This is a genomic window from Microcoleus sp. MON1_C1 (assembly GCF_036701945.1).
In the GTDB taxonomy this organism is placed as follows: domain Bacteria; phylum Cyanobacteriota; class Cyanobacteriia; order Cyanobacteriales; family Microcoleaceae; genus Microcoleus.
The window spans coordinates 209,804-222,787 of the sequence record NZ_JAUBRO010000003.1 but is presented as its reverse complement, the minus strand read 5'-3'; the positions used below and the strand labels follow the sequence as shown (position 1 = coordinate 222,787).

At 45.7% G+C, this 12,984-nt stretch carries 10 protein-coding genes and 1 pseudogene; 6 read left to right on the top strand and 5 right to left on the bottom strand.

Features of this window, described 5'->3' with window-relative positions:
• Window positions 1-366: 366 nt before the first annotated feature.
• Window positions 367-1,272 carry a bestrophin family ion channel gene (locus QUA62_RS03165; RefSeq protein ID WP_333286650.1) on the top strand — a complete coding sequence of 302 codons (906 nt, stop codon included), beginning with the start codon at window positions 367-369 and terminating at the stop codon, window positions 1,270-1,272.
• A gap of 73 nt (window positions 1,273-1,345) precedes the next feature.
• Here QUA62_RS03165 and lnt read toward each other — a convergent pair whose 3' ends face one another.
• From lnt to QUA62_RS03150, 3 genes are all read right to left on the bottom strand, one after another.
• Window positions 1,346-3,097 carry an apolipoprotein N-acyltransferase gene (gene lnt / locus QUA62_RS03160; protein WP_445243791.1) on the bottom strand — a complete coding sequence of 584 codons (1,752 nt, stop codon included), beginning with the start codon at window positions 3,095-3,097 and terminating at the stop codon, window positions 1,346-1,348.
• A gap of 187 nt (window positions 3,098-3,284) precedes the next feature.
• Window positions 3,285-4,367: a photosystem II q(b) protein gene (psbA, locus tag QUA62_RS03155; protein ID WP_333402323.1), complete on the bottom strand. Its 1,083-nt coding sequence runs from the start codon at window positions 4,365-4,367 to the stop codon at window positions 3,285-3,287.
• A 549-nt stretch (window positions 4,368-4,916) separates the two neighbouring features.
• Complete coding sequence (locus tag QUA62_RS03150; protein ID WP_190693435.1) at window positions 4,917-5,264, bottom strand: histidine triad nucleotide-binding protein; 348 nt, start codon at window positions 5,262-5,264, stop codon at window positions 4,917-4,919.
• Between QUA62_RS03150 and QUA62_RS03145 the strand changes: the two genes are divergently transcribed.
• From QUA62_RS03145 to QUA62_RS03135, 3 genes are all read left to right on the top strand, one after another.
• Window positions 5,253-5,471 (top strand): hypothetical protein, encoded by a 219-nt coding sequence (locus tag QUA62_RS03145; RefSeq protein WP_333402322.1) that lies wholly within the window; start codon window positions 5,253-5,255, stop codon window positions 5,469-5,471. The two genes, QUA62_RS03150 and QUA62_RS03145, sit on opposite strands and share 12 nt — an antisense overlap.
• Before the next feature lie 58 nt (window positions 5,472-5,529).
• Window positions 5,530-7,059: a YifB family Mg chelatase-like AAA ATPase gene (locus QUA62_RS03140; RefSeq protein ID WP_333286644.1), complete on the top strand. Its 1,530-nt coding sequence runs from the start codon at window positions 5,530-5,532 to the stop codon at window positions 7,057-7,059.
• 826 nt (window positions 7,060-7,885) lie between these two features.
• Window positions 7,886-9,271 (top strand): hypothetical protein, encoded by a 1,386-nt coding sequence (locus QUA62_RS03135; RefSeq protein WP_333402321.1) that lies wholly within the window; start codon window positions 7,886-7,888, stop codon window positions 9,269-9,271.
• A 292-nt stretch (window positions 9,272-9,563) separates the two neighbouring features.
• On the opposite strand, the gene QUA62_RS03130 is transcribed toward QUA62_RS03135, so the two are convergent.
• Window positions 9,564-10,406 (bottom strand): hypothetical protein, encoded by an 843-nt coding sequence (locus QUA62_RS03130; protein WP_333286640.1) that lies wholly within the window; start codon window positions 10,404-10,406, stop codon window positions 9,564-9,566.
• A gap of 439 nt (window positions 10,407-10,845) precedes the next feature.
• Here QUA62_RS03130 and QUA62_RS03125 point away from each other — a divergent pair.
• Window positions 10,846-11,206: pseudogene (locus tag QUA62_RS03125) on the top strand (transposase); the annotation flags it as partial.
• 238 nt (window positions 11,207-11,444) lie between these two features.
• Here the strand turns inward: QUA62_RS03125 and QUA62_RS03120 are convergent.
• Complete coding sequence (locus QUA62_RS03120; RefSeq protein WP_190657451.1) at window positions 11,445-11,843, bottom strand: DUF4342 domain-containing protein; 399 nt, start codon at window positions 11,841-11,843, stop codon at window positions 11,445-11,447.
• Window positions 11,844-12,241: 398 nt separating this feature from the next.
• Here QUA62_RS03120 and QUA62_RS03115 point away from each other — a divergent pair, with 398 nt between their 5' ends.
• Complete coding sequence (locus QUA62_RS03115; RefSeq protein WP_333214135.1) at window positions 12,242-12,367, top strand: hypothetical protein; 126 nt, start codon at window positions 12,242-12,244, stop codon at window positions 12,365-12,367.
• Window positions 12,368-12,984 lie beyond the last annotated feature (617 nt).

The window sequence follows — 12,984 nt, the reverse complement described above, 5'->3', positions numbered from 1 at the left end:
TAGGAAGCTCTCTCTAAATTCACCAGAATTTCTACTCAGCTAACGCTGAGTAAATTTGTGCTTAGTCTAAACTCCAATTTTAGATTGATCCTAAAGATTAGTTTTTTGGGTAAAATCGAAAGGTTGTTTGTAGGAAAGCTTTTTTCGGAAGCTCTCACCGCACCCAAATAGGGATACAAGCCCCCGACAGCAGTCGTGGAGACCAAAAAATTTTAGAGCAAAGTTCAAACCCCCCAGATTTATCTGTGGAGTCAATCTAAAATCTCGAATCTCAAATCGACAGGCGGGAGCCGAAGAACTAAGTGTCGCCGGCATTGGCGCTGCCAGCCCTAGGGCGCAGACTACTAATTTAATGAGGAGACTTGCATGAGTCGCGATCGACCGCCTTGGTTTAAAATTGCATTACAGGTTCGGGGGTCTGTCATTCCCTCCATTTTGCCCCGCGTTTTGCTGTGCGGCGGCTTTGGAGTTATTATTTCCCTGCTGCACTTTTTTAATTGGCCAGTGTCCATGCCGATTTTGTCGAGTATTGTACCGAGTATTGTCCTGGGTTTACTGTTAGTTTTCCGGACAAATACAGCCTACGAACGATTTTGGGAAGGTCGCAGATTTTGGGGTACTTTAAACAATAACATCCGCAATTTGGCTCGTCAAATCTGGGTAGCAATTGAGGAAAAAGACCCGCAGGATATCATAGAAAAAAAGTCAGCACTGCGCCTATTAGTTGCCTTGGCAGTGGCAATGAAACTGCACTTGCGGCAAGAATCAGTCAATCCAGAGTTGGAGCCGTTAATGTCCCCAGCGCAGTACCAAAAGCTCAAATCGATGAACAATCCGCCCCTAGAAATTGCCTTTTGGATTGAGGATTATATGCACGAGCAGTACGAGCGCAATTGCCTGGATGTTTATCAGTTAACTGGTATGAATGAGTTGCTCAACTCTATGATTGATGTCTTAGGGGGCTGCGAGCGCATTTTGAAGACGCCTATCCCTTTGGCTTACGCGATTCACCTGAAACAACTATTGTTGCTTTACTGTTTGGCACTGCCCTTTCAAATGGTGAAGGATTTGGGTTGGGGAACCGGCCCAGTTGTGGCTTTAATTAGTTTTACTTTGTTCGGCATAGAAGAAATCGGCATTGAAATAGAAAATCCCTTCGGTCACGATGCCAATGATTTGCCTTTGGACAATATGTGTGCTGCTATGCAGCGCAATATGGACGATTTAATTTCTTTATCTCCTAGCGTTCACGAACACGTGAAAGATAAGTAAAGTCCTTCGATTTTAGATTTTAGATTTTAGATTTTAGATTTGTAGACACAATCTAAAATCTAAAATCTTGGGGTTAATTTTTAACAATAAACCGCATTAACCCAGCCAATACTAACAATACAGGTGTCAGCCAATCTCCCCACCGCACGTACAAAGTCTGAGTTTGGCGCCGATAAATAGTAGCATCCCGAACTTCATAGGTATTAATTCTCGACTTCCAAACCGTCTCGCCGCGAGGATTTACAAAAGCAGAGTAACCTGTATTAGTTGCGATAGCTGCCCATCTATCAGTTTCAATTGCCCGCATCACATCTAGAGCATGATGTTGATCCAACATTGGCGGTTTGTAATGGGCATTGTTGGAAGCGGTGATCATAAATTCACCTCCCTTCGCCGCCTGATATCGGAAAATTTCCGCAAACGCCGAATCGTAACAAATTCCGACAATGGCGCGGCCAAACGGCGTATCAAACAATTGTTGAGAATTACCGGGTACTAAATGAGCATCTAAGGGAGAAAGCCGATTAATAATCCCGCCTAAGATTTCGTAAAAAGGGATATATTCGCCTAAAGGTACGAGCTTGAGTTTATCGTAGCGGCCGACAATTTCTCCTGTGCGATCGATCGCCAATAAGCTGTTAGTGATACTATTCTCTTGCTGTCCGAAGCCTCCAACCCAAGCCACAACGCCGCGTTCGAGAATAGCTTGGTAAAAAGAAAGAGTAGAACGCTGATACTCGTTTGTCCAGATAAAAGGCAAAGCCGTCTCTGGAATTAACACAGCATCGACTTTCCTGTCTGCTAACTGTTTGTATCCAGTGGTGTAACCTTCCAAAGCGCGCCCCCAACCCGCTGAATCAAACTTAATCTCGTTAGGAATGTTGCCTTGAATAATGCCAATTTTTAAAGCGGTTGCAGCTTCTTGATTCAAAGGGCGGTTGTATAAGCTCCATCCTGCAATATGCAAAACTAAACACAAACTCCCAGGCAAAATATAAGGAATCCAATTCTTCCTTCTTCCTTCTTCCTTCTTCCTTCTTCCTTCAATAAAAGCTTCGGCGATTAAGCCATTTACTGCTACAATAGCGGCTGTTACTGCGCTGGGTCCGGAGAGTTGACCGAGGTGCAATATTGCTAAATTGTGCGGGCTTTGCGTGTAAGATAGTGATGTCCACCACAGCGAACCTGTACTCCAAATACTTTCTAAGGCACACCACAAAGCTGTGCCAATAAAAAGGCGAGTTAATGCTGAAAATTTAGAGCTACTCCCGCCAGCCACCCCTTGTAAAGGCGGGGAGTTAAGAAGAATAAGATCAGAGGTACCCCCCCCAGCCCCCCCTTGTAAAGGGGGGGAGTTAAGAAGAATAATAGGATTTTTGCCGGGTAAAGTGAGGGAGTTGAGAATTACAAATAACCACGCCCAAACGGCAACTAAGGCGGCTCCCCACAGGGTGATGAAGGCCCAGCAAAAAAGTGCGATCGCCAAACTCGGCCACCAAGGAACTCCCAACCAAGTCATCGGGTGAATTCCCCTAATCCAAGATAAAGCTAATCCGTGATAGCCAATTCCCCAGAGTGAAGGAAGAAGGAAGAATGAAGCAGGAAGAAGGAAGAATTTTTGTTGTTTTACTTCTTGAAGAGGCCTTTCATAACTAACAACCAAAATCCAGAGGGGAACTAGGGCTACCCAAGCCAATAGCCAAGCATTTACTGGGGCGGTTGTCAATGCCATCAAAATGCCGCTAAAAAATGCGATCGCCCAGGCTAATGTTTTGGATTTATGAACCGCGAGTTTTGCAAATTTGTGCCTGTTAAATATCGCCACTTTGATGATTGCCAAAAATAATAATTCCTAATTAATATATCAGATCGCTCGGGAAGAAGGAAGCTCGGCAACGCGCCGTGTATGGGATTTAACGGATTTAACAGAAAAAAATCTCTCAAATTCTACTTGCCAAAACAAAAAGCGCCCCTATTTCTAGGAGCGCTTTTTGTTAATCAAAAACTAAAACTTAGCCGTTGATGGAAGGAGCAACCATTGCTACTGGGGTGACTTCACCGGCGGCCAAGTCGAGGGGGAAGTTGTGAGCGTTGCGCTCGTGCATTACTTCCATACCCAAGTTAGCGCGGTTGATGACATCAGCCCAAGTGTTGATCACGCGACCTTGCGAGTCGATAATCGATTGGTTGAAGTTGAAACCGTTCAAGTTAAACGCCATCGTGGAAATACCCAAAGCGGTAAACCAGATACCGACAACTGGCCATGCACCTAACAAGAAGTGCAAAGAACGGCTGTTGTTAAAGGAAGCGTATTGGAAAATCAAACGACCGAAGTAGCCGTGGGCTGCAACGATGTTGTAGGTTTCTTCTTCTTGACCGAATTTGTAACCGTAGTTCAAAGATTCAGTTTCGGTTGTTTCGCGAACCAAAGAAGATGTTACCAAGCTTCCGTGCATGGCGGAGAACAGAGCACCGCCGAAGACACCAGCCACTCCCAGCATATGGAAGGGGTGCATCAGGATGTTGTGCTCGGCTTGGAACACGATCATGAAGTTGAATGTACCGGAGATACCCAAGGGCATACCGTCAGAAAAGCTGCCTTGTCCGATCGGGTAAATCAAGAATACTGCGGTGGCTGCTGCAACTGGTGCAGAGTAAGCGACGCAGATCCAAGGACGCATACCTAAACGGTAGGACAATTCCCATTCACGACCCATGTAGCAGAAAACGCCAAGGAGGAAGTGAAAAACTACCAATTGGTAGGGGCCGCCGTTGTACAACCATTCATCGAGGGAAGCTGCTTCCCAGATGGGATAGAAGTGAAGCCCGATCGCATTCGATGAAGGAACAACAGCACCAGTAATGATGTTGTTGCCGTACATCAAGGAACCAGCAACTGGTTCGCGGATGCCGTCGATATCCACAGGAGGAGCAGCGATGAAGGCGATGATGTAGCAGATGGTGGCGCTGAGCAAGGTGGGAATCATCAAGACGCCGAACCAACCGATATAAATCCGGTTATCGGTGCTAGTTACCCACTCGCAGAACCGTTCCCAAACGTTGCCGCTTTCGCGACGCTGTACGGTTGTTGTCATTTGGTTTATGATGGCTTAATTGAATTTTCAAAGTTCGTTGTGGGGATGCCCCACGCTTATATTAGTAACACCATTCCCTAAAGTTTGCCAAGGGATTACTGCTGCCAATTTAAACATTTTACAAACATTTACAAAAACTGGATTCTTGGTAAATATTTGTAGTCTTTTACAAAGTAAAATTACACACCACACGGTTTACATATAGCGACCTGAAGAACTGAATCTATTGTCTGTAGTTTGGTTTAGCAGTTCGAGCAAATTATTTTTGTTCAGGTCGATTTTCTTTCTATTTAAATATCTGTTAATTAGGTCGTGAAGAGATGATTTTTAATATTTATTTACATATCATCGGTGAATTCTGCGAGGGGAAATTTTTATCGGGAGAATACTGAAAACCGGGTTTCTAGTGCGATCGCGCTGCATTCTCAATAATCTCCAATCCACCGGGTTTATTGACGAAAAAAGAAACCCGGTTTCTGAGGCGCTTGGCAATAGAAATTAACCGGGTTTCTGAGGATGAGTCCGCAAGTTCTGCGTAAAAATTAGGCTTTAGCCTGGGGGCCACTTCATCTGCCGTCCGCCGAGAATGTGAAGGTGCAGGTGGTCTACAGTTTGGCCGCCGTCGCTGCCGCTATTAATGACGACGCGATAGCCGTTGCTAAGTCCGAGTTGTTCTGCTACCCGCTTGACAGTCAGCAGCAGGTGTCCCATGAGATCATGATCTCCCGACTCGGCATCGGCTAATTTGGCAATAGGCTGTTTGGGAATGACGAGGATGTGGACGGGTGCTTGCGGATTGATATCTCTGAACGCGAGGGCCAAGTCGTCCTCATAAACGATGTCTGCGGGAATCTCTTTGCGGATGATTTTGCTGAAAAGCGTTTCTTGAGTTGTCATGGGTTGTTAACGAAGGAAGAAGGAAGAAGGAAGAAGGAAGAAGGAAGAAGGAAGAAGGAAGAAGGAAGAAGGAAGTGGGAAGAGGGAAGGCCCAAATGGGAAGGGAGAAGGGGAAGAGGGAAGAGGGAAGACCCAGCAGGAGAGAGGGAAGAGGAGAAAAAGAAGAGGCAAGGAAAAGTTTTTCTTGCCTCTTCCGATATTCATTAGTCATTGTTAATCATAATAGATGATGAATCAGGGACAGGCAAATTAAGGATAAAGAAAAATGCTTGCTAGGGTTTGGAGTGCATCGATCGTTGGAATTGACGCGGTAAAGGTGGGTGTTGAGGCTGATGTGTCAGGGGGGCTACCAAAAATCGTCGTTGTGGGATTGCCCGATTCTGCGGTGCAAGAAGCTAAAGAAAGGGTTAGGGCTACGCTAAAAAATTCGGGATATGCTTTTCCCATGCGGAGTATTGTGATTAATTTGACTCCGGCGGATTTGCGAAAGGAGGGGCCGAGTTTTGATTTGCCGATCGCCATTGGCATTTTAGCAGCATCGGAACAAGTCAGCGGTCAACTTTTGGGAGATTATTTGTTTTTAGGGGAACTTTCTTTAGATGGGAGTTTGCGGCCTGTGGCTGGGGTTTTGCCGATCGCCGCTGCTGCTCAAAAAATGGGTATTTCGGGGTTGGTTGTACCGGCTGGTAACGCGCAGGAAGCGGCTTTGGTGCACGGAATATCTGTTTATGGTTTTGAGAATATTTTTGCTGTTACTGATTTTTTAAACAATCCTGAAGTTTATTCGCCTGTAGAAGTAAACGGTCGAGAAGAGTTAGCAAAAACGCGGTTTCCGGGTTTAGATTTAAAAGATGTAAAGGGGCAAATTCACGCGCGGCGGGCTTTGGAAATTGCGGCGGCGGGGGGACACAATTTAATTTTTGTGGGGCCGCCAGGGAGCGGTAAGACGATGTTGGCGAGGCGTTTGCCGGGTATTTTGCCGCCGCTGACTTTTGAGGAAGCTTTGGATGTAACTCAAATTCATTCGGTGGCCGGGTTATTGAAGGATAAGGGAAGCTTGGTGGGCGATCGGCCTTTTCGCAGTCCTCACCATTCGGCATCTGGCCCTTCTTTGGTAGGTGGCGGCAGTTTTCCGCGTCCGGGTGAAATTTCCTTAGCACATCGCGGCATCCTTTTTCTCGATGAATTAACTGAGTTTAAAAGAGATGTTTTGGAGTTTTTGCGACAACCGCTGGAAGATGGTTATGTGACGATTTCTCGCACTAGACAATCGGTGATGTTTCCGGCTCAATTCACTTTAGTTGCAAGTACGAATCCTTGTGCTTGCGGTTATTACGGCGATTCGATTCAACAGTGTACTTGTTCGCCGCAAAAGAGGGAGCAATATTGGGCTAAACTGTCGGGGCCTTTGATGGATCGGATTGATTTGCAAGTGGCGGTTAATCGTTTGAAACCCGAGGAAATTACGCGACAGCCGACGGGGGAAGAGTCGGAACCGGTGCGGGTGAGGGTGCAGCGGGCGCGAGAGCTCGCAACTCGCCGTTTTCAGTCGGAATCTAGTTTGCGCTGTAATGCGGAAATGCAAAGCAGTCACATTAACAAATGGTGTCAGTTGGATGAGGCTTCTCGGAATTTATTGGAGATGGCGATTCGGAAGTTGGGGCTTTCGGCGAGGGCGAGCGATCGCATTTTGAAGGTTGCTAGGACTATTGCTGATTTGTCGGGGGATGAAAGCTTGAAAACGAATCATGTGGGGGAGGCGGTGCAGTATCGGACGATCGATCGGATGCAGTAAACAGCGGCTCAAAAGACACAATCCCCCGAGCCCCGACTTCTTAAAGAAGTTGGGAATCTAACAGTTGATTCGGCGATTTAAATCGCTTCTAAACATACGAAGTCCCAGCCGAGGGGGACTAAGGGATTAAGGAGGTATTTAAGCTCGATTGATGTTGTCCAATTATTTGATTGAGCCAGTGAAACGCCCCCATATTCCCATGTTTATTGTCTGATTTTGTGCTGCATGGTGCCAGGAGCAGTTGTGGCAGTTGCGTAAGTTCTGTTAGTGTTAGATTCGGGGAGGCGACAGCAAACCAAGGCAGCAGTTAAAGTGGCGATCGAGGAAGCTTTAGATCGATTTCCCGAAAGCTACTCAACTGAAGTGTATCAGCCCAAATGTTAAGAGGTTTATCAGCAGGTCTACGAATCTTATTCTGAGGCTGGACGCTGTATTTATACCACCGCAGGTTGAAGCTGGTATCAATGCCACCCACCCACAGCTTTTGTCAAAAACCCCTCATAATTTAATCAAAAATTCATCAAGTTGTTACCCACTTTTTGTCATTTTTACTGTAATTTATGATACCGATCGCCCAAGTTGCCCTAATCTCCACAACGGCAGAATTTTTAATATTTAAGTTCCCCCTCCCCCTCTCCCTCGCTATTCCTCGCTATTCCTCGCTATTCCTCGCTATTCCTCGCTATTCCTCTTTCCCTCGCCCCCTCTCCCTGTTTCAACCTAAAATTTAAAATTTTTGAGTGACGAATCATGGCACGATCGCAGCGCGTTTTGATACCATGCAATCAAGCGGAAGACAATCAGGGAATGCACTGGAGGTGTGTAAATGGAGCTTTTAGCAGAACAAAAACGGTGCTTGGATTGCTTGGCAAGCTCGATCGAGCAATTAGGAGGTCGAGTAGATATTCCAAAGCTGGAGCAGATAGCTGAGCTAATCATTCAAGCGATGAGAGGGCCTTGGCGCTCCTTTCACACGTCGGAACACATTTTTGAGGTCGGGGGGTCAGTCGATCCGATCGAGGTGCTGGCTGCGCTGTTTCACGACCTCGTGTACGTGCAAGTCGATCAGGGGGTTAGTTTCAATATTAGCAGCGCCCTTTGTCCTTTTGTCAAAGAGGTGCGATCCCAGTTAGTTATTAGAGATGAAACCGAACTGCCCGACGATGCCATGTATCACCTAGTGGCCTCAGTCTTTGGGTTTATTCCCGGCAAGGCTCTCTCTCGGTTTGCGGGTGAAAACGAATTTTTGAGTGCCGTTATTGCTGCCAAATGTTTGGAGCCTTTTTTGCCAGCTAGTACGATCGCCGAAATCGCCGCTTGCATCGAAGCTACTATTCCTTTTCGTCCGCTTTCGCCCAGTGGTTTGAGCGCGATCGAACTTTTGCACCAGCGTTTGGTAAGTGCGAACCGCGATTTTAACTTGGGATGGAGCGATGCCCAAACCGTAGAAATTGTCAAGCGTGCTGTCAGGTTAGCAAATCGGGATGTCGAGAATTTTGCCTCTCCAAATTCCTCTAATTTCTTAGACAATACCTGGAACTTGATGCCAGAAACCAACCACGAATTGACCAATGTTAATTCCTATACTGTTGCCGGATATCGCAAGTCTCTGCAAAAAATGGAAGGATTTTTGAAGTTCCTCAAACCCGAACTGGTTTTCCAGCAGTTTATGCAAGAGCCGGACGATGAAACCTACGCTAACCTGATTGCCCGAACTCGCAAAAATATCGAAGTTGCTAAACTTTATTTTGGTGTCAAGCTAATTACCATCGCCATTTTAGAAGCTCTTTCCTACCGTTTGGGGCGCGATATTCCGCTTTCAACGATGATGGGAGAATTGCGGACACCAGGATTTAAAACCTCGGTTTTGGAGGATTACTTGCCCAACAGACAGAGCGCCTACCCCTTAGAGACTCAGTTGCAAAGAGAAGTGTTATACCTGCTAGAAATAGGACGCAATCAAGAATCGCGCTATGATATTAAAAACTCCCCGGTTTCTACGTTTATTATCAAATCTATCGGCTTTGCTGAAACTGAAAACTTGTTGAAGAAAGCTCAAGAGTTTTTTGCAGATCCTACTTCCTCGGAAGAGTTTCTCTCTTACTGCGCTCCCGATGTCATCGAGACCATCTCCTCCGGCGTGATGAAACTCTTTGAGAGCAGGAAGACGGCTTTAGGGAAAGTTAAATTAGTTCACCAAACTGTTTCTTAAGATAGGTTGGCACAATCTTAAAACGTTTTCCATTGCAGAAACTAGGTTTCTTGAGTTCAGCCACAATGTCCGGTTAGTCTGAGATGTTGCACCATTCTCGCTTAACAGGCTTTCGGGCCTGTTCGACGAAGAATCAGTTTTCTTGTGGGGTGGGCAGGAGATCCCGCCCATAGCAGGCTTATTGACAATGGTGCAAGATCTCAGTTGAAACCATAAAAAAAGTCCTCTTTAAAGGACTTTAGCTATGAGCCTGGGGTTTGAACCCCTGGCGGGCTAATTCGACATCCAACTTCTATTGCGGTGAACCAGTCGCACCCTCTGCGCCGGAGTTGCTCTCAGGTACACCCGTACCCGTAGGATTAGAATCGCTCTGGCTTTCCGTATTGGTTTCGCCGCTGGTACCTGCTCCAGGAGCGCCCTCATCTTGAGTGGGAGATGGAGTAGCTGAACTCTCAGGTGCTGGAGTTGGCGCAGTGGAAGCTGGCTCATCCTGCGGAGTTGGAACCGTAGTATTGGTATTATTTGACGGCGAAGATGGAGACGGTGCTGCTTGCTGAGCAGGTGCATCTTGCTGCTGTGAATTTGGAATTGTAATATTGATATTGGGAGCCGGACTTGCTTGAGGAGCCGGAGTTGCGTTTTGAGCTGGACTTGGTTGAGGAGCAGGCGTAGCCTTTTGAACTGGAGATGGTTGAACCGGAACCGGAACAATTTTTTGAATGATCGTTTTTTCTCTCTCTATAGTCCGAGTCGGAGCAGGTGTTGCTGAAGGTTGATTCGCTTTCGGTACAACAATCACAGGAGCAGCAGTAGGAGTAGGAGCCTCCTCACCCCGATTGAAGTAATATACACTGCCCAGAACTAAGCCTGCCAAAGAAGCAAGAAGAATCCCTAACAGTAACCCGCGACCAGCATTCTCATTATCGCGGACTTCTTGGACTCCAAGTTGGCGGTGGTTTTCCGCCATTTCACCCTGTACAAAACCTTGGTGATGAGCTGCTTCTTTAGAAGCCTTCCCCGTTGTACTCGGAACACTTTTAGTAGTTCGCGTTGTACTGACGTGACCGTTAGTTGCATCTGTGTGAACTTCTTGATGAATTTCACGGCTAGAGCTATTTTCTTCGTTAGGTTTCATAATTATCTTCGCCACAACTATTCAAAAAATATTTGTCTGTAGGAGATGCTCTGGTTTGAAAACTTGAGCTAAGCTGTTCAGCATTTAAATCACTTACTTCGATTCACTGTCAAGATTCACTCAAGATTCACTCAAGATTCCGTCAAGATTCAGTCAAGATTCAGCCAAGATTCAGTCAATATTCATGTGTAAACCTTGGGGGTTTTAGTCATACCCGGTTTAAATGCTTAACACCTTAATGCTTAGGGAGTTTAGAGAACTTTTGGCTTTTCCTTAATCTGTATCGAATCTAACTAACGAACGCATTAACCAGGCTCTACCCTCCGAGTGATTGTCTGAGTCCTCCAAGGGAATAGGATTAGCCGGACTTAAACAAAAAATACAGGCTAAATGAGTTTATATGCTTGCAGAGCAAGTATATAAACTTAAAAGATGAGCAATGAAGGAGACAACCCCTGCCGCAATGCCCCCCTGCTTTTATAAATGGTGTCCAAGATTTGACGAGATCTTTCGTCATCAAGCCCAAAAACGGGAGTTTAGGAACTATTTAGGCGAATTATTGGGAGAAAGTGAGCCAAACCACCTCTCGCCGATGGTGGCACACGCCGTGCGAGTAACTTACCACAAATTACACCATTTTTTAAGCGCAGCGCCTTGGTCATTCAGTGAAATGAATCAACGTCACTTGAAGGTAATGAACCAGTGTCATCAAACCACGCTCAGCCAGGGATTTTACCTCATCTTAGATGATTCATTGCACCGTTACAAGTGGCAACTTTACTGCCAGAGTGGGAGGGCAATAGAGCCTAGAAATCGGGAAAAAAGAGAAGGGAGTAGTAAGAGTTACTAGCCATCTATTTATCAAGCCAGTTTGTGCTAGAAGTTTGTTTAAGTCCGGTTAGATAACCACAATTAATTTAGTAGTAATAAAGGTCATTTTTCTCTCATCCATAAAGAGAGGAGGGTCTTACTCACTACCAACAAGGTTGATTGCGGGAAATTAACCGGACATCCGCTATTACTAACAACTGAGTTTTTTTACTCGGTTCTTTCAATGATGATAGTCATGTGAGCGACTAATGCACCTATCGCTCCTACTGCTGCAATGACTGGAAACAAGGCCGCACCGATGACTCCACCGACTACTCCCACCGTCAGAGGAACTTCTACCAAAATCCGTCCCTCTTCATTTTTGATAATGATGCGGCGGATATTTCCTTCGTGAATCAGTTCTTTAACTTTAGCAACCAAATCGTCGCCGTTAATTTTCACCTCCTCGACGCTAACTTTTTGCTGAGTATAAGCTGGGGTTTCTAAAGGAGTCGTTTCAAAATTAACCTCACTAACTTTTTGGGAAGAAACTTTTTCAGATACAGGTATTGATTCGAGTTCTCTTGTCCCGACCGGTTCTTGTAGGCGCTCTGTAGGGGTGTCCATTTTTTGTTCTCCTTTTAGGTAAAAGTATTTTTGTATAGAATTATTTAGAATTATAACACGCAACTTTTTGTCGATCAATCATTCTTTTGGGTGATATTGCTGTTGGTGCTATCGTGCTTTTTTCTCTTGATATTTAACGGCGATCGCCTAAAATCCTTCCTCGGTAGGCCCTAGCTGCCGACTTCCCTAGTGCCGCTTGGTTAACAGTCTGCTTCTGGGCCTCGCACCGCCCCACTCTTCAAAAACCTCCGATCCAGACAGCCCAATGATTAAAGGGACTTTCACACTCTCCGAGACTCAGACTCAACAGGTGTACCGGTTGAAATAGTGACATTGTACTGAAAGTACGATCGTCCCGCCGTGTATATAGTTACCACCTCTACTTCGGGAAACCGCACATGGAAACCGTCGCTTACTTTCCTCAAATCTCATTTCAATTTAGCCCAGTGCGATCGCCCAACCAAACCCCACCCCGCGAGGTTCCTCAAATCAACATCTTAGAGTTTCTAATGAGAATTGCCTAAAATCAAGGGGGAGGAGAAATAATAATGATCGAAATATTATCGTAACCAAACCAACTTCCTCAAATTGAAGTTGAAGTTGGGGAAAAGTCGGGTAAAATAGAATTATTTCTTTCTGCTTCCTCTTGATTCTCCTTGTCGGATTTGCCAGCGACCGAGTTTGAATCTCAAGTTCGTGGCCCGACCGTACTTTTGTGGAAAATTTTAAGGCACATTAAGCGGATGTGTGGAATGTGAGTGTTAGTTGCGATCGCACAACTTTAGCATCTGCCGGGAAAAATTTCGTCGGTGAAGCTTTGGAGTGTCGATGCGGCTAAAGTATAAGCTGCCAAACTTGACAAATTGCTCGCTATCGGCTGTCCCTGGCTGGAAGACTACCTACATGACAATCCTCGGGTTGAGTGCGATCGGCATTTGTGCAAAAAAACTGACAATTGAGATTCATTGGCAATTTCCAGAAACCTGTTTTGCCTGAATTTTAAAATCTGGCGATCGGCTGCCGATTTGTCGCTATTGTTGTCTTATTGTAATATAATTTTACGCAAGGGGTAATACGAAATGTACTGCCACAGGTCGCAGATGTCTATCCATCTGAACCAAATTAATGTCATCAAACATTA

Bases quoted from the DNA above. Each gene is read 5' to 3' on its own strand.
- QUA62_RS03140 (WP_333286644.1), top strand. From the start codon at position 5,530: ATGCTTGCTAGGGTTTGGAGTGCATCGATCGTTGGAATTGACGCGGTA.
- QUA62_RS03115 (WP_333214135.1), top strand. From the start codon at position 12,242: ATGGAAACCGTCGCTTACTTTCCTCAAATCTCATTTCAATTTAGCCCA.
- QUA62_RS03150 (WP_190693435.1), bottom strand. From the start codon at position 5,264: ATGACAACTCAAGAAACGCTTTTCAGCAAAATCATCCGCAAAGAGATT.
- QUA62_RS03120 (WP_190657451.1), bottom strand. From the start codon at position 11,843: ATGGACACCCCTACAGAGCGCCTACAAGAACCGGTCGGGACAAGAGAA.
- QUA62_RS03130 (WP_333286640.1), bottom strand. From the start codon at position 10,406: ATGAAACCTAACGAAGAAAATAGCTCTAGCCGTGAAATTCATCAAGAA.
- psbA (WP_333402323.1), bottom strand. From the start codon at position 4,367: ATGACAACAACCGTACAGCGTCGCGAAAGCGGCAACGTTTGGGAACGG.
- QUA62_RS03135 (WP_333402321.1), top strand. From the start codon at position 7,886: ATGGAGCTTTTAGCAGAACAAAAACGGTGCTTGGATTGCTTGGCAAGC.
- QUA62_RS03165 (WP_333286650.1), top strand. From the start codon at position 367: ATGAGTCGCGATCGACCGCCTTGGTTTAAAATTGCATTACAGGTTCGG.